Origin of the sequence: Trichocoleus sp. FACHB-40 (assembly GCF_014695915.1) — a bacterium.
GTDB lineage: Bacteria > Cyanobacteriota > Cyanobacteriia > Cyanobacteriales > FACHB-T130 > Funiculus > Funiculus sociatus.
Genome location: NZ_JACJPF010000087.1, coordinates 56,554 through 73,244, shown reverse-complemented (window position 1 = coordinate 73,244; position 16,691 = coordinate 56,554). Strand labels below are relative to the sequence as shown.

12 protein-coding genes are annotated in these 16,691 nt (G+C 46.1%); 5 read left to right on the top strand and 7 right to left on the bottom strand.

What is annotated here, in order from left to right; all coding sequences use genetic code 11:
- Positions 1-179 precede the first annotated feature (179 nt).
- Positions 180-1,199 (bottom strand): glycoside hydrolase family 43 protein, encoded by a 1,020-nt coding sequence (locus tag H6F63_RS19775; RefSeq protein WP_190639195.1) that lies wholly within the window; start codon positions 1,197-1,199, stop codon positions 180-182.
- A 7-nt stretch (positions 1,200-1,206) separates the two neighbouring features.
- The gene (locus H6F63_RS19770; protein ID WP_190456332.1) at positions 1,207-2,013 is read right to left on the bottom strand and encodes a phytanoyl-CoA dioxygenase family protein; all 807 of its coding nucleotides are present in this window, start codon (positions 2,011-2,013) and stop codon (positions 1,207-1,209) included.
- 532 nt (positions 2,014-2,545) lie between these two features.
- Between H6F63_RS19770 and H6F63_RS19765 the strand changes: the two genes are divergently transcribed.
- Both H6F63_RS19765 and H6F63_RS19760 read left to right on the top strand, forming a co-directional pair.
- A complete protein-coding gene (locus H6F63_RS19765) occupies positions 2,546-2,701 on the top strand; it encodes a hypothetical protein (protein ID WP_190639194.1) in 156 nt (51 codons plus the stop codon).
- A gap of 465 nt (positions 2,702-3,166) precedes the next feature.
- Positions 3,167-3,649: a DUF29 domain-containing protein gene (locus tag H6F63_RS19760; RefSeq protein WP_190639193.1), complete on the top strand. Its 483-nt coding sequence runs from the start codon at positions 3,167-3,169 to the stop codon at positions 3,647-3,649.
- A gap of 109 nt (positions 3,650-3,758) precedes the next feature.
- Here H6F63_RS19760 and H6F63_RS19755 read toward each other — a convergent pair whose 3' ends face one another.
- Positions 3,759-4,376 (bottom strand): Uma2 family endonuclease, encoded by a 618-nt coding sequence (locus H6F63_RS19755; RefSeq protein WP_190639192.1) that lies wholly within the window; start codon positions 4,374-4,376, stop codon positions 3,759-3,761.
- A 284-nt stretch (positions 4,377-4,660) separates the two neighbouring features.
- Between H6F63_RS19755 and H6F63_RS19750 the strand changes: the two genes are divergently transcribed.
- Together H6F63_RS19750 and H6F63_RS19745 are read left to right on the top strand one after the other, a co-directional pair.
- Positions 4,661-5,146, top strand: coding sequence for a hypothetical protein (locus H6F63_RS19750; protein WP_190639191.1), 486 nt, complete (start codon positions 4,661-4,663; stop codon positions 5,144-5,146).
- A 153-nt stretch (positions 5,147-5,299) separates the two neighbouring features.
- Positions 5,300-7,075 carry an ATP-binding protein gene (locus tag H6F63_RS19745; protein WP_190639190.1) on the top strand — a complete coding sequence of 592 codons (1,776 nt, stop codon included), beginning with the start codon at positions 5,300-5,302 and terminating at the stop codon, positions 7,073-7,075.
- 318 nt (positions 7,076-7,393) lie between these two features.
- Here H6F63_RS19745 and H6F63_RS19740 read toward each other — a convergent pair whose 3' ends face one another.
- Together H6F63_RS19740 and H6F63_RS19735 are read right to left on the bottom strand one after the other, a co-directional pair.
- Positions 7,394-8,770 carry a GH1 family beta-glucosidase gene (locus H6F63_RS19740; RefSeq protein WP_190639189.1) on the bottom strand — a complete coding sequence of 459 codons (1,377 nt, stop codon included), beginning with the start codon at positions 8,768-8,770 and terminating at the stop codon, positions 7,394-7,396.
- Positions 8,771-8,775: 5 nt separating this feature from the next.
- Positions 8,776-13,683: a non-ribosomal peptide synthetase gene (locus H6F63_RS19735; RefSeq protein WP_190639188.1), complete on the bottom strand. Its 4,908-nt coding sequence runs from the start codon at positions 13,681-13,683 to the stop codon at positions 8,776-8,778.
- A 126-nt stretch (positions 13,684-13,809) separates the two neighbouring features.
- Between H6F63_RS19735 and H6F63_RS19730 the strand changes: the two genes are divergently transcribed.
- Complete coding sequence (locus H6F63_RS19730) at positions 13,810-14,916, top strand: alpha/beta hydrolase (RefSeq protein WP_190639187.1); 1,107 nt, start codon at positions 13,810-13,812, stop codon at positions 14,914-14,916.
- A gap of 132 nt (positions 14,917-15,048) precedes the next feature.
- On the opposite strand, the gene H6F63_RS19725 is transcribed toward H6F63_RS19730, so the two are convergent.
- Together H6F63_RS19725 and H6F63_RS19720 are read right to left on the bottom strand one after the other, a co-directional pair.
- On the bottom strand, positions 15,049-15,831 hold the full coding sequence (locus tag H6F63_RS19725; protein ID WP_190639186.1) for a GDSL-type esterase/lipase family protein: 783 nt from the start codon (positions 15,829-15,831) through the stop codon (positions 15,049-15,051).
- A 147-nt stretch (positions 15,832-15,978) separates the two neighbouring features.
- Positions 15,979-16,452, bottom strand: a complete 474-nt coding sequence (locus H6F63_RS19720; RefSeq protein ID WP_190639185.1) for a GNAT family N-acetyltransferase — start codon at positions 16,450-16,452, stop codon at positions 15,979-15,981.
- Positions 16,453-16,691 lie beyond the last annotated feature (239 nt).

Below are 16,691 nucleotides of genomic sequence, written 5' to 3'. Positions count from 1 at the left end.
ATCGCTATGCACTCTTAGATAGCTTAGATAGCATCGATAGCAATTCTTGCTTGGAATGCAGTACCGTTTAACCCCACCCCTCCCCGCTCTTCAGGAGGGGTTCAATACTGCCCCTCTCCGCCTGCGGAGAGGGGTTGGGGGTGAGGTTCCGAGTGTGTTTTGCAACCTAGCGAGAACTGTTATACAGTCTGCGATGTCCAGGTGGGACCCTCGCAGCGCGGACCCTCTGCCGTCCAAATCAATTTATCTAAGCACATTCGCCGCGCCGACCTGCCCGTGTCCCAAGCATGGTAAGCGATGTAATCAGTTTTACCATCAGGCCCGATAACGATCGAGTTATGACCGGGGCCGAGAACCCGCTCGATAACAGTTTTCAATACGCGGGGCCCTGCTTCATTTCCTGCATCCGAGTAGGGACCCATGACGCTATCTGCAACGCCATAATCGACACCGTAGTTTTCCGTTTCCCAGCGCCCACCGCTATAAAAGCAGTAGTAGCGATCGCCATGTTTGCGGACACTAGGGCCTTCTAAGGTATGCCAATCATAGCGATCGCCATACATCAAACGGTTTGCCAAAAACCGCTGCCAGTCAGAGCGGGCGCGTAAAACAACTTTCCCCTCTCCAGCTAGTTTTGTCATTCCTATCAATCTGTCTACCATCAGCGCCGTTCCAGCCCTTACCCCTCCTTCTGTATCCAAGAAATCGCGGGCGTAGAACAGATACCACTGACCATCGTCATCCCGAAAGGCATGAGGATCGATGGCGAAAGGGCATGATTCAGGGTCTATGAGGGGTTCACCGATGTCTTGATAAGGCCCCAAGGGGCGATCGCTCGTTGCAACCCGTAACTGATGCCGCTTGTCTTCGTGTCCTACAGAGTAGTAGAGATAGAACTTGCGATCGCAATAAGCAACTTCCGGTGCCCAAAAGTTATCTCCGAGAGCAGCGTCTGGGCGCAGCAGTGCATTACCCGCAAACTCCCAGCTTACAAAGTCCTCAGAGCGCAGGAGGGGAAAGACGCGCTGTTTGCCGATTTCGTCCACCTCTCCCTCAGCTTCTGCTGCACCCGTGCCGATTGCGTAATATACTCCCTCGTGTTCCCAAACAAACGGATCGGCAAAATAGCCGTTGTACACCGGATTTGTGTAGGTGCGTTTGCTAGGAAATTCTTCAGGTGTCGGCTCAAATTGAGACATTAGCGTCCTAATACTTGAAATTCACGTAGGTTTCAACTTTGTTCTCTGGCAACTGCTCTACCACTTGGCAACGCAGTAATTCCCTTACTTGCTCTGGTAGACTTTCATAATAGTCCCGTTGCACAGTCAAGTCTACTTTCGTGGTGTGCAACCAATGCATTACATAGCCCATCACAACCATTGGTCTTGGTGTGTTTGTCCGGTTTGGGGAGCCTCGATGCAGCGCCAACGGCGAGCGAATCATCACATCACCCGGCTGCATATAGAAAGACTCTATGGGAATTTCCCCAGCAGCGATCTTTACTAATCCTTCCTCACGCGGCATGACATGAGTACCCCGCGCCATTTGAAACGGCCCATTGTCCGCCGTCACTTCTACCAGTGGAAAGTTAACCGCCAGCGCGTAGAGTGGCGTTACTATCTGATCTGAGAAAAGTGGGCGAAAGTCTCGGTGAATTTCCTGGTAATCTGAACCCTGGAGAGGAATATCAGCCGCCAACTGAACCAATTTATACTCTTGGTAAAATACCCGATCAAGAATCCCCAAAATTACCGGATTCGCAAATACATCCACATTGGCAAAAGGAGAAACCCAAGGGAAAGTTAGATAGTAACGGGATTTTTCGCGAGGTGCCAGACCTCCCGGTTGGTTTTGGCGCTTTTGGAACAATTCATTAAAAGCATCTGCCCACTCTTCGACCAATCTTCTATCGAATAAACCCCGAATCACACAAATCCCATCTCGATTGAGTTCTTCAGCAAAGCGATTTAGGTCAGTCGTCGTAAACTTAGCTGTATCTGTAGTTTGAATCATGTTCTGCTCCAATTGAGGGCGTTAGAGTTAAAGTAAAATCTAGTTTTCAAGAGCAAAGTATTTCAGGAAGCTGGTTCGTTGCTCCCAAAACCTTCCGTGTAATTACTGCTTAACAAGGTGTTCCATAGTTCAGTAATTTCCCCACTACAAGCTGATAGAATCTCCTGAACTTTTAGATAAAACTGTGACCGAGTTGCTTTAAGCAGTGGGCAAAGAATGAAGTAAAACCTTCACTGATCCTGCAACGGTTGAATTATCAACCACTATGATCCAATCGTCATGTCCATATCCACAAGCCTTAGTGACCTAGCTTCTCGAAGTTTCATCGCTGCTGCTAAAACTGCTTCCTCATTGCCTAAAGAAAAACATAGCGTCATCTACTTAATACTATTATTCCCCGCGATAGATGCAGAATAGCAATCGCTACCCTAAATCTTAAAAAAACTTTGGGTTGGTTTTGTAAAGAAGCCGATATTTTTGTGGGTGTGCCAATTCAAAACGGTTTGATGAAGTTCATCGCTTCCATAAGCTGGTGCGGGAATCTCAGCCTCTTTCACTACCGCAACAAGGGGGCAGAGTAGAGGCGGTGGTGGAGATGCAGGTGTTACCCCAGGAGATGGAAAAGTCGCAGGCTTTTTTTGATACGCTTTGGCTTAGCTATGGGGATGAAAGCCAGAATCCAACCTAAAAGCAGTTTTTGGGATGTCGAGTTTCAGCTTCCCGTTCGGTTGCCGGTAGATGCCGCAAATCTATTACTGACAGGGGTATGGTTAAGCTGGGAGCGATTATCTGGAGGAGATCCCCCTCCACTATGACAAAAGTGGTGCGTAAGGTTTCGTAGCGATCGCGCAATTTCGTTGAAAGTCTCCTCCAGCGCCTCTATGTTGAGCGAAACCGTTAGAAGAAGTGCAGTCGCTACACTGTAAAAGGTATTGGCTGGGAACATCTGGTCGAGAAACCACAATCGTTGCTAGGCAAACGATGCCGGAAATACAAAAACTTCTGTTTCCTCAGAGATATTGACTTCTTCCTCAGCCGTCATAAGTGAATTTTCGGAAAGATACGGGTTCCTAAGCTGCTTGGATTGCCGCAAATTTGAGAGCAAGTAAATTTATAGTTGGTTGCGATCGCTATGACTAAAATACAAACGGAAATGTCTACAACTTCTGGACAATACGAGACAGACTTTTATGCCTGGACGATTGAACAAGCTAAATTTCTCAAAGATGGTGCGTGGGACTGCTTAGATATCTCAAATTTGGTTGAGGAGATCGAATCGTTGGGAAAACAACAACGACAGGAGTTAAGGAACCGTTTGGGGATTTTACTAGGACATCTGCTTAAGTGGGAGTTTCAGTCTGGTCATCGTTCTAAAAGCTGGTTTGCCACAATTCGAGAACAGCGTCGCCGAATTGCGGATTTACTTGAGGAAAGTCCCAGCTTGAAACCTTACTTACCTGAAGCGTTGAAGAAAGCTTATCAGGATGGAGTAGACCTGGCTGTTCGCGAAACCTCTTTGAATTACAAAGATTTTCCCCAAGAGTGTGTTTACAGTTTAGAGCAGGTATTAGACTCTTCGTTTTTCCCCGGTGAAAAAATTGAGTCAGACTCCAACTGGGATGGAAACGAAATATAAATCAAAAGGACGCGATCGCTCTTCGGTTGCTAGTCGTAGGGGTTCATCTGCTGACTATAAAGAAGCTGAAAAGATAAAAACATTTGCTGCTTTAAATTTGGTACTCTTACTATTCGGGAACCGGCCCAACCCTAAAAATCTGTTCAGCAGTCAAATTTAACTCTGGAAACGCTGGCGACTCAATGCGATCGCTACCCCTAAATTGGCTCACTTGGTACTCACCCTCAACCATTGAGTAAACCGAAATAGTAGGTTGCTTAGGGTTGCCAATAAATCGCCTACCGCCTAATCCCAGGTAATCAATAATCCAGTATTCCGGAACACCAATTTCTTCATAATCCGCAACTTTAAGCAGATAATCATCCCGCCAATTGGTACTGACAACTTCAATTACTAAGGGGATTGATGCACCTTGAGTAACAGTTGAAGATTTTTTCCATAACGGTTCCGCCGCTAGATTAACCCGATTTAATATCAGCACATCTGGTAAATAACCTGATTCTTTCTCTAGGGGCTTGACTAGCGCTTGATTGGGTATGAAGTAGGGAAGATTTAATCGGTCAAACTCCACAGTCACTTGTGTTGCCAAAAAACCTTTGACTTCTTCATGTTCCCCGGTTGGCTGCATTTCAATAATCACCCCATCATGTAGTTCATAGCGTCCCGTTTCCGGTTTCCACTCTAGAAAGTCTTCAAAGGCGATTTTTGTGGGTAAGGCTTGAGTCATAGCTTGCTGCTCTCTCAGAATCAGTGTAGATGCGTTTCATTCAATAGTGTGATCGCGCTTATTTCGATATTGAGCTATTTCTTTTAGGTGCATCTTACTCTTACTAGCCCATCATGTACCAAAGTAGCCTTTCTATATGAATTCATTTTCATTTTTGACACTTCCACTTGGCGCATGAGCCAGAATTGTGGTGCCGTATATTGTGTAACAGGACAAAGCTGCACCCGGTATAGGGGCGGCAGAGTACCGAAAAGGAGCAAAAATGGATACCATATCTTCATCCGATGTCCGCTGGCGCGTTGTTGAGACAACTCTACTTGCGCCTGCAACGCCTCGCCCCTGGGACTAGAGAGTACGAAATTACCGATCGCGCAATCTCCCTGGCTTTAAATTCGGGTCGCCAGTCAAGGAGTGTTGAATTTCTTTTTCACGATGTTTTGCGTAACGCACAGCACAGCATACTCCGAACTTATGCTCGCAGAGTCGTTTTTCTCAAGAATTTTACAGCCTACTCTGCACAAGCCTTAGACAGTATCAACGAAAAGACACCCGAAGCCAACTGCATTGCAAGTGAGATGGAGGACAAGATTCGGGAGGCTTTGGCGCAGGATGGTTCTGAGCTAATTAACTGCTTTGATGGAATGCTCGTTGGCGAGAGTATTGCTGAGACTGCTGCACGATGTGGAATTTCGCGCAGGAGTGTAGACCGGGCACGGCAGAAAATACGTGAGATTTCTCGGAGCTTCTTTTTCCCTCAAGAGGAGGCATGATGGCAGGGCTAATTCTGCTTTTGATAGGGACACTGATGCTACTGCGGCCTGCTTTAGGAGATCGCTAGGCAGCAACAGCTAGAAGGCTAATTCGTGAAGTTTGATAACAAGACGCACGCTTAGGTGCGCCAAAAATCCTCAAAGGAGAATGAAATGGCAATAACGACAACGGATACATCCAAAACGACAAAGCGGATTCCGGTGATTCTCAGTGGTCACGCTCTCAGGTCTCTGCGTGACTCCGGCTATAGTCTTGCGGCGGCATTAGGAGAGGTGATTGACAACAGTCTCGAAGCCGATGCAAACAACATTTTGCTACGCCTAGAGGAGACGCAGGATAAGCATGGCAAGAAGCACATCCATCGGATTGTTGTTGTTGATGACGGAAGTGGCATGGGCACCGAGATACTTCCGTACTACTTGCAAGTTGGGTTCTCCACCAGGTATATGCAAAAGGACACCATTGGGAAGTACGGTGTGGGTGCGAAGCTTGCGGCACTGAACTACGGGCGTCGAATTGATGTGTGGAGCCGGACGCGAGAGGAGGAGCCTTGGCAGCACGTCTATTTTGATTTAGATGATGCTATTGAACAGGAAGAGAAAGGTGAAGTGGTAGGCATTGAGATGCCAAACCAGGAACTTGTTCCTGATGAGTTAGTTTCATTGCTGCCTAATGACTCCGGGACTGTGGTCGTCTGGTCGAAGGTTGACCGTCTTGAAGAGGGACGGCGAGCGCCCGACGCTAAGACTCTGCGGGTTGAAGTTGAGAAAGAACTTTCTCGTATGTTTCGTTATTTCCTTCATGGTGGCATTAAGATTTCCGTCAACGATACAAAGCTCCTTCCTTACGATCCACTATTTCTTATGGAAGGAACCTGGACAGATAAAGAGCTCACAAAATACTACTCTCGTATTAGCAAAGCTAACGAGCAAGAGAGTCAAGATAATTACCAATCGAGCCGTAAAACACACTTTCCCGCTCTAATTATTGCTAATAAGGAGCGGATCGAGATCGGAGGATCTATAGCAGAACTCACCGTAACAGTTTACCCAAAAGAGGTGGCGCGGGAACCAGGTACAGGCGGAGATGAACTTGCTAAAAAGCTTCGAGTAGTAGATAACGGAGGATGTATCAGCTTTGTGCGGCTTGAGCGCGAAATTAACTACACGAATGTACCGAGGATATTCCCACGAGGTGTGCAGACAGAAGATCGCTTCCTGGGTATTGAAGTAGCCTTTAAGCCTGAGCTTGACGACTATTTTGGCGTTCGGAACGTAAAGCGGGGTGTCGAACCGCATGATGAACTCCGAGCCAAAATGTTTGATCTTCTCAAGAAGTATGTTGCTGAGGCTCGTGCAAAGCTTGATGACATAAGGGGCGAGGCAGCAAGAGATAATCAAACGCATCAGGGTGAACACACTCCCCTTGTTAAGGCTAGCAAAAAGGCAAATCGTACCCTTCCCAAAAGCCGCGCTAAGGGGCCGGACGATCGGGTAGAGCAGGAGCGTGTAAAACTTGACTTAGCTAAAGATGTAATTGGGAATGACAAGAAGGCGCAGGAGGAATATCTAGAGTCGATTAAGGATCTCCCCTTTGTGATTGAGTCAGTAGATTTCCCTGGTCACACGTTCATCGACATCCAACATCTAAACGGTCAGGTTATTATCCGACTCAACACTCGGCATCGGTTCTATCGGGAAATGTGGGAACCGATCCGGTCTATCGCTCAACGCACACCAGGAGGCGTATCCGGCGATGAGGCTGTTCGAGCTGCAAAAAGGACAATCGAGGCTTTGACCCTTCTGATAATTGCATACGGCAAGGCGGAATCAATGGACGAAAATCCTCGTGAACGCTACGGAGACCTGCGGATGTACTGGGGCCAGTTCTCGGACTCTTTAATTGGAAAGGTCAAGGATGTGATTTAGACTTGTCACCTTCAATAAAGTAGCCCTACTGAGAAATCAGCATCAGCTACCTTATAGCCAAAGGATCGCTCCTTGTCCAAATTGTGGGGGCGATCCATTATTGCTAATAGATTTTACCTCCCGGTCATATCTCTTTGCTTTCTTTGTTAAGGGAGGATAGTTTCATGCGCCGACTCTCATAAGAAATCGGGATTAAGGCTGGGGCTTTACTTTTAGCATTGCTGTCTTTCAAGCTTTCAACAACTTTGGATAGTTGTGTGATCGCGTAACTGCACCACTTGCACCAGTATGATTAAGGCGCGATCGCATGATTTCATCTCAAACCACCCGATTCTGACGAATGCACTCTGCATACCAATTGAAGCTGGCTTTGGGAATGCGTTGTTGTGTTTTGTAATCGATATAAGTAATTCCAAAACGGCGACTATAACCGTAAGGCCACTCAAAGTTATCCATGAAACTCCAAAGGAAGTAACCTTTCAGGGGATAGCCTTCACGGATGGCTCGATGAGCCGCCTTCAAATACTGGCGTAAATACATAATGCGGTCTGTATCAATTACCTCACCTTGAGCGTTTAGTTCGTCTTCGGCAGCGCAACCATTTTCGGTAATGAATACGGCCAAATCTTGTCGCTCAAGCGTGTCACTAACATGGCGAATACCCCAATAGATGCTCTCAGGAACGATATGCAACCAAGGCATATTCATTCGCGGGTAGCTTTTGGGGAAGTCAAGAAACTCGTAACCGTCTTTATTGTCAGCCGCCCGAACATAAGTGCCAGTGTAAATATTGATACCGAGTGCATCGAGGGGCTGGTGAATGATTTCCAAATCGCCCGACTGAATATCTGGGGCATCGGCTCCCAACTTCTCAAGCATTGCTGGACTATAGGCACCCGTCAGCGCTGGAAAAATAATCCCACCATTGAGCCAAGAAGTATGGAAAGCTTGCTGAGCCGCTGTTATATCAGCCGCTGATTCGGTGAGGGGAACGGTGACAGAAATATTGTCTACAAGTGCTACGGAACAGGGAACGGGCGAGGCAGCACGGATAGCTTGACAGCCCATTCCATGAGCGAGGAGGGCATGGTGAGAAGTTTGCCACACTTCTTTGCGAGTTTTGACGCGAGTGCCGGGGGCAAAGGGTGGGTCTTTATCCACATCGTAGGCAAAATCAGTGAAGCAGGGGATTTCGTTGATGGTCATCCAGTTGGTGATGCGATCGCCCAACCGACTGACAACAGCAGTAACATAGTCAGCAAAATCTGAAGCCATCTCCCGGCTGCGCCAAGAACCGTACAAGTCCTCTAGGGCTTGAGGACTATCCCAATGAAACAAGGTGGCGTGGGGTGTAATACCGTGTTTGTGCAAGCAATCAACTAGGCGCTTGTAGAAATCGATTCCCTTCTCATTCACGTTTCCCCGACCATCAGGAATAATTCGGGGCCAAGCGATACTGAAGCGATAGTGCTTGATACCCAGTTTTGCCATCAGTTCTATGTCTGTTTCGTAGCGGTGGTAATGGTCGCAAGCAACAGCACCCGTATCGCCATTCTCAACCCGTCCGGGGGTAGCACTGAAGGTATCCCAGACGCTGGGCTTGCGATCGCCTTCTGTTACCGCGCCCTCTATCTGATAGGCGGAGGTAGCCGCGCCCCAGATGAAATTTTCTGGAAATTGGTCGTTGGCTTTCATCTGGTTTACGGTTGTTGGTTTTCTTTATTGAGAGAAGATAGCTTCATGCGACGATTTTCACGAGAAATTGGCACTAAGGCTGGGGCTTTGCTTTGAGTAGTGGTCTGCTGAAAACTAGCGATCGCTTTTGATAATTCTGCAATGGTCGGTGCCTCAAAGACACTACGCAAAGGTAACTCCACCCCGAATGCGTCGCGCACTCTAGAAACAAGCTGAGTCGCTAGTAATGAATGTCCTCCTAATTCAAAGAAATTATCGTGAATACCTACCCGTTTAACTCCCAAAACCTCAGCAAAAATTTTCACTAACCCTTCCTCAACCGGAGTTTGAGGTGCAACATAACTTCCTGCCAACTCTAGTTTGACTGGTTCGGGTGCAGGTAAAGCACGGCGATCGACTTTGCCATTAGGTGTAAGCGGTAGAGATTCCAGCACTACAAAAGCCGATGGCACCATATACTCAGGTAGCTTTTGGGTTAGATAAGTCTGCAATTGAGGGATTAACTTGCGGGCTGCTTTTGCTTGTAGGGGATTATTCGCATAAGATTGTAGCAATCGCAATTTAGCGCTGAGTGGCAAAGTAGTTTTCTTGCCTATTTCTTTCCTTACAAACACTACATCGTAGTGTCCGTCAGTACCAGGATTTGCCCAGCTAATTTCAACGTTGTAAGGGACGTTTAAATTATAAAAATCCTCTGGATCAACTCCTAAATCTTGGAGTTTTTGCAATGCTTCGCGCATCTGTCCCGCAGTCTTAAATTCTGCTGTGCCTGATAGCCATTCTGCTGTTTTAACTGCTGCTATTACCCGCGCATTAGGCACGTTGGTAATGCTTAAGAGTTCTGGTTGGTTATCAACTAATAGCTGATGTACAGCGGAGACGGTTAAGTTATTTTCGTGCCAGTCTAGTGAGGAACCCCTCCCCAGCTCTCCCCGCAACAGGGAGGGAGCCGAAGTATTCTTACTTCCCCTCGAAGCGGGGGGAATGAGGGGGGTTCTTGCAGAACGTATTTTAGCGCCAATATGCAGAATCGCGTTATAACGAAACTGCGTTAATTCATTGTGAGAACGACCCCGTATTAGTTGAATTTGTACGTCGCTAATCTGGGGAAATCGCTGTTTTAATGCAGTGAAGAAAGCTGGATCAATTACTAACTCAGTTTCTTGGAAAATTTGCATTTCTACCCGTTGCTGCAACTGTTCGCGGGTGAGAGAAGGTTCGCCTTGATAAAGCTGTACTGAGGCGTGGAAAGCTTGCAGCAGAGGGAGGCTACGCACATCGCCGATGAAGATGAAGCCACCGGGAGCGATCGCATTTATTGCACCCTCCAGTACGCGCACCAGATAATCAATACTGGGAAAATATTGCACAACCGAGTTCAGAATCACCATATCAAAGGCTTCTGACTCCACTCCCTCAAAGTCAGTCGCTAACTTCTGAAGCAATGTTACTTGAGGTAATTGTGCCAATTGCTGCTGGATGTAGTTTAGTGAAGCCGAGGAAAAGTCTGTCCCACAATATTTATTGCAGTGAGGCGCAATTCTAAACAACAATAAACCTGTTCCGCACCCAATTTCTAACACTCGACTTGGTTGCAAATCCAGAATATGCGCGACTTGGTTATCTACCCATTCACGCATCTGTTCTGCTGGAATCGGTTGATTAGTATAACTGCTATTCCAACCGACAATATTGAATGTTGGATCTGAACCAGCAGCAGGTTGATTATAATTTTCGTTGTAGAGCATCTGCCATTGCGAAACCTGCTCATTTTGCAATTGGATTTCCACCTGCTTCTGTTCGCTGTATTCAGCATTTAGCGCTACATAAGCTACTAAACGCTTTTCCCCTGGTAAATCTTCACGAGTTATTACAACATTTTGCAGCACTGCTGGATGCTGACTCAATACCGCTTCAATTTCTCCCAACTCTATGCGGAAGCCGCGAATTTTCACCTGTTCGTCGAGGCGACCTAAAAATTCGATATTACCATCTGGTTGATAACGAACTAAATCGCCTGTTTTATAAAGACGTGCTTCTAGTTGGTTGCTAAAAGGATTAGAAATGAATTTTTCAGCAGTTAAATCGGGACGGTTTAAATAACCTCGCGCTAGTCCATCACCACCAATGTGCAATTCACCAGCAACGCCGATGGGTACAGGTTGTAAATATCTATCTAGAACATAAACTTGAGTGTTGGCAATAGGACGACCAATTGTAGGCGCGATCGCATTTCCTGATGCTGCTACATTTGCGATCCCTTCTGGCTCCCCTTTATAAGGTCTGTTGGTGGGAGCTTCTTTCTCTGTGACAGGAACAATACCGGATGTTGTCACAACTGTATTCTCTGTGGGGCCATAATTATTAACTAGCTGAAAAGGGTACTCAGCCAAAGGATACTGATGTAGTTTGTCTCCCCCTGTCAGTAATATTCGTAAAGATGCGTTATTAAACCAATCTAATAACAAAATTTTCTCAGCTAAAGGTGTAGGTAAAAAGCTAATTGTTATTGATTTCGATGTTAAGAAGTCTCTCAGTTTTTCAGGCGCTATTCTTATTTCATCATCAATCAAATAGATGCTACATCCTGCACTCAAATAAGGTAAGACTTCCCACGCACAAGCATCAAAAGCAACTCCTCCAACCTGTGTTACGCGGTCAAGCGGGGAAACTGCAAACGCTTTTTGATGCCAAAAGATGAGATTTAATAAGTTACGATGTTCAATTTTAACCCCTTTCGGCTTTCCTGTAGTGCCAGAGGTATAGATGACATAAGCAAGGTTGTCTGAGGTAACGTTGCTGCTAGGATTATTTTCGCTTTGTTGGGAAATAGTTTCCCAATCCTTGTCTAAACATATTATTTGTGAGCTATCTTTTACAAGGCGTTCGATATACTGTTCATGAGTTAATATAACTGGTACTTGAGCATCTTGAAGCATAAAACTCAAACGCTCAGAGGGGTAGCTGGGATCTAAAGGTAGGTAGGCTCCGCCTGCTTTCAGGATGGCTAACATCCCGATTATCATATCAAGCGATCGCTCTACGCAAAGTCCTACTAGAATTTCCGCACCAACACCCAACTTTTGTAGATAACGCGCAAGTTTGTTGCTGCGGTTATTTAACTGTTCATAGGTGAGGTGTTTGTCTTCAAATACCAGCGCGACCGCATCTTTGTTCTGCTCTACCTGAGCTTCAAATAGCTGATGGATAAACAAGTCTTTGGGATAATTGACCTGAGTATTATTCCACTCCACCAACAGTTGGTGGAGTTCAGCTTCATTTAATATCGGTAATTCGGAAACTCGTTGCTCTGGATTTGCAACAATGCCCTCTAGCAATATTTGGAAATGCCCCAGCATCCGGTTAATCGTAACTGCATCAAATAAATCGGTACTATATACGACAAATCCGCTAATTCCTTCTGAACTATCTACCCCTAACCCATTATTTTCCTTTTGCTCCCACAGGTGGAATTCTAAATTAAACCGAGTTGTTTCTGTATCGACAAATTGCAACGGGCTTAGTGTTAAATCTGGTAGTTCTAGCGCCGACATTGGCGCATTCTGTAATGCGAACACTACCTGGAACAGGGGATTTTGATTCAAGTTGCGCTCTGGATGCAGTTCCTCCACCAACTTTTCAAAAGGCAAATCTTGATGGGCATACGCTCCCAGAGATACTTCTCGCACTTGACTCAAAAGTGAGCGAAAGGTTGGGTTTCCATCAAAGTTGGTACGCAACACCAAACTGTTGACAAAAAAACCAATTAATCCTTCAATTTCACTACGGTTGCGATTGGCAATTGGCGAACCTACGGCAATATCTTCTTGCTGGGTGTAGCGATACAGCAACGTTTGAAATGCTGCAAGTAAAGTCATAAATAAAGTTACGCCTTCTTGCTGGCTTAAGGCTTCTAAGGCCTTACTTAGGCTTTTCGGTAGTTGCAAAAGTTGCGTTGCACCCCGATAGCTTTGAACTGCTGGTCGAGGTCTGTCAGTAGGCAAATTTAGGATAGAAATGCCGTCCAACTGCTGCCGCCAGTAAGCAAGTTGTGTTTCCAATACTTCTCCTTGCAGCCACTCCCGTTGCCAGTGGGCAAAGTCTGCATACTGGATGGGTAGTTCTGGTAAAGGTGTAGAGACGGAAAATTTATCGTCTTTACAAGAAGCAAAGGCTGTGTAGAGTGCCGCTAACTCGCGAATTAGTACCCCCATAGACCAGCCATCGGAGACAATGTGGTGCAGCACCAGCAGTAGCACATATTCTGACTCATCCAACCGCAGTAGCGTTACTCGTAGAAAAGGGTCTTTGGACAAATCGAAAGGGCGTTGAGCTTCTTGGGTCGTGATGCGTCGCGCTTCGGTTTCTAATTCTCCTTTGGAGAGGCTTTGCGATTCTCCTAGCCCTTTCAGGGCGGCTTCGCCAACAGAGACGCTTCGCGAACGCAAATCTATTACTGGTAGAGGTACAGTTAAAGTGGATGCGATCGCTTGTACGGGTTGCCCTTCCACGGTTACAAACGTGGTGCGTAAAGCTTCGTGACGGCGCACAATTTCGTTAAAAGCCTCCTCCAACGCCGCTAAATTTAGCGAACCGACCAGACGCACAGCTGCCGGAACATTATAGAAAGCATTATTGGGTACTAATTGATCCAGAAACCACAGCCGCTGTTGTGCAAAGGATAGGGAGAGATTTCTGTCCCGTGAAATGGGTGTAAGACTTATAGGAGTTGCGTTTGTGGTAACGTTAGCTGTCCTTAGAAAGGAGAGAATTTCAGCTTTGCGTTCCGCAATCTCTGCACGCAATTCTGCTGTGAGGCTTCCTTCAGGGGCATTACAGCGCAGGCGTTCTTCATCGACAAAAACCTGAATATCTAAGCTACGAAGATAAGATAAAAATTCAACTATTTTCAAGATTAAACCCCTTTTAGGAGATTACCTGCTAGAGGAGTTTACTTGCTATTGAGTCGGCTGTAGTCTAACCTCGGTATGACGTTAGAAGACAACTCACTCAACATCCTACCCTAAAGGTTTCTGCTCATGGTGTTCATGCCCCCCACTTTCCTTTTGTTATGGCTGGTACAACTGTTATCCATTGGGATACTTGGCGGGGGGATTTACATTCTTTATGAGTGGTACGAACGGGAACTTGTGGGAACCCCCTACTTAGTGGCTGGAATAGCGCTGGTTCTATGGTCTTTTGGCGGTAGTTTTATTAGTTTGCCACTGCTACGTCGTAAAGGTGCTGAGGAACCTAAAATCATGCGTACTGGAACCGTGCAGCGCATACAACGACCGGATGGTAGCGTCCTGCAAGTAGAGTTTTATGGCCCTGAAGATGGTCAACCGATTATCTTGTCACATGGTTGGGGGCCTAACAGTACGATATGGTACTATGCCAAGCGACAATTAAGCGATCGCTTCCGAGTCATTGTTTGGGATTTACCGGGACTAGGAAAATCTACTAGACCGAAAAATAACGACTACTCTATAGAAAAATATGCCCGTGACCTAGAAGCCGTTGTTGCCATAGCGGGGGATAAACCTGTTATCCTGCTGGGTCACAGTATGGGCGGCATGATTAACCTAACATTCTCTCGGCTGTTTCCAGAACATTTGGGGCGGCGGGTGGCTGGCTTAATCCTTGTGGATACCACCTACACCAATCCGGTAAAGACTTGTATTTTTAGCGGTTTGGTACGTAAATTGCAGAAGCCGCTACTCGAACCTCTTTTGTACCTCACGATTCTGCTGTCACCTATCTTATGGCTAATGACGTGGCTCTCATTTCTTAATGGGTTGCTGCACATCAGCGTAGAACTGTCTGGATTTAAGGGTACTGAAACACGCGGTCAGCTCAATTTTGCAGCTCTATTATCAGCCTTTGGTTCGCCTGGTGTTCTTGCTCGTGGCACACTGGCAATGTTCAATTTCGAGGAAACAAAGACACTGGCAACGATTAACGTTCCAGTGTTGGTCGTTTGCGGCGCTTCCGATATAGCGACTAAACCTGTTGCAAGCGATCGCATGAAAGCGGAATTGCCTCAAGCTGAACTCGTCACCATTAAGCCGGGTGGACACATGGTATTAATGGAGAAGAATCAGCTCTTTTCCGAAGTTGTCAGTACATTTTGTGCTAACTGTTAATAACTCAGGCGCTAAAATTGGCGTGTGAGTAGCAATAAATACTGGCTTATTTGGTTTTATTTCGGCTCAACCCCAACTAGCTTAGTTACCTGTGGTTTGCGAGCGCAACCTTACTTGCTGTAGGCACATTTATTAGTTCCTCTTGAGACTTTTGTCCGTCAACCAGGTGGATAGCACATGAGTTAGCTCTTGATTTAGCACCTTATACCCCCTCTCATTGAGATGCAAAGTATCACGAACGTAGTTGCTTTGCACTTGACCATTCTCTGCTAGGAGCGAGTAAGCATCTAAAATCAAGACATCCTTTGCTTTTAGCGAGTAAAGGTAAGCGTTTACTTCCGATACCGCTTGGGTGATATCTGGCGACCAGAAAGGTTGACGGGTCAGAGGTACTGAACCAATAGGAAAAATGGTTGTCAAAATAACGGTGGCACCACTATTTACCGAACGTGCAACAATCTGCTGAATATTAGCTTTGCAGTTGGTGATAATGGCAGCTTTTCGCTCAGGAAATAGCGGGATTGTTTTCAAGTCGTTAATCCCAACTTGCACAATGATAATATTGGGCTGCAACGGCACAACATGATTGTCAAAGCGTCCCAATATCTGGGCTGAAGTCTGAGAGCTGATGCCTCGATTGATAAAAGAAAAACCCTTGAGCGTTGCCGGAGCGGGCCACATTTCGGCTCGCGAGTCGCCAAAGAATACCACGGTTGCTGTAGAGGCGGCAGGAACACCATCTTTTAGAGAGTCGGCACTAAAGGCGCGTAGTCCCAAGGGATCTAGATTAGTTTTGTTCAGTAGCAGGTAGTAGTGTCTCGCCTGGCGGAACAGGAGAGCGTTGAAAGCCAGCGATACTACCACGACGAGACATAATAATAGGGTCAGATGAAATAAACGCTGTTGTTTCTGCATTTTGGGGTGGGTAGCCCGCAGGCGTGTAACTCATGTAGTGTTACGCTCAGTCTGATTGGCCAATTAAGTAAAAGCTTTCCAGCCTATGGGGTTTGGATGTTGTTTCATCGTGGTGAGCATTGCCTGACGCAACGCTTGAGCAACTTGCTAGACAGCATTTTTTATAAACTTCTCCATTGCGTAATTAACAAAAATCTCTCCCCTACGTTCCACCTGTTGTTCCCTAACTATCGAGAAGCCCATGTGCAAGAAAAATGGCTTTGCGGTAATACTTGCTTCGGTGTACAAGCGATTAATTCCTAATTCATGAGCTTTGGCCTCAATTGCAGAATAAATCTTACGCCCGATACCCATTCCCTGATAATTTTTATGGCAGTAAAAGCAGTCTATGTGTCCGCTAAAATCTAACTCGCCGAAACCTGCGATCGTACCTTCATCATCAGCAACGTAAGTGAATCGATTAGAACAGACCTTTGCCCAGTTCCTAAAATGAATATTCTCTGGCGCCCATGCCTTGACTTGATCAATTGAGTAGTCACGAATGTTAATTTCACGCACTGTCTCGTGGAACAACTGCGCTATTTGAACAGCATCTTGCTCATGAAACAATCGTATTTTCATTGGACGCTCCACTGGCTAACTATTTATTATGCTGCCCAGCACTCTATTCTTTCGTCAATTATTCATATTTTAATTATTTTGTCAATTCGTAAGTCCTATTAAAAACTGGACTATAGCAATCCTAAATAATTTATAAAATTAACTCATTAGGTTGGGTTGAGGCACGAAACCCAACAGAGGAAGGCAGTGCTTGGGTTTCGCTTACACTCAACCTACTAGCTTCGCAATAGATGGAGATT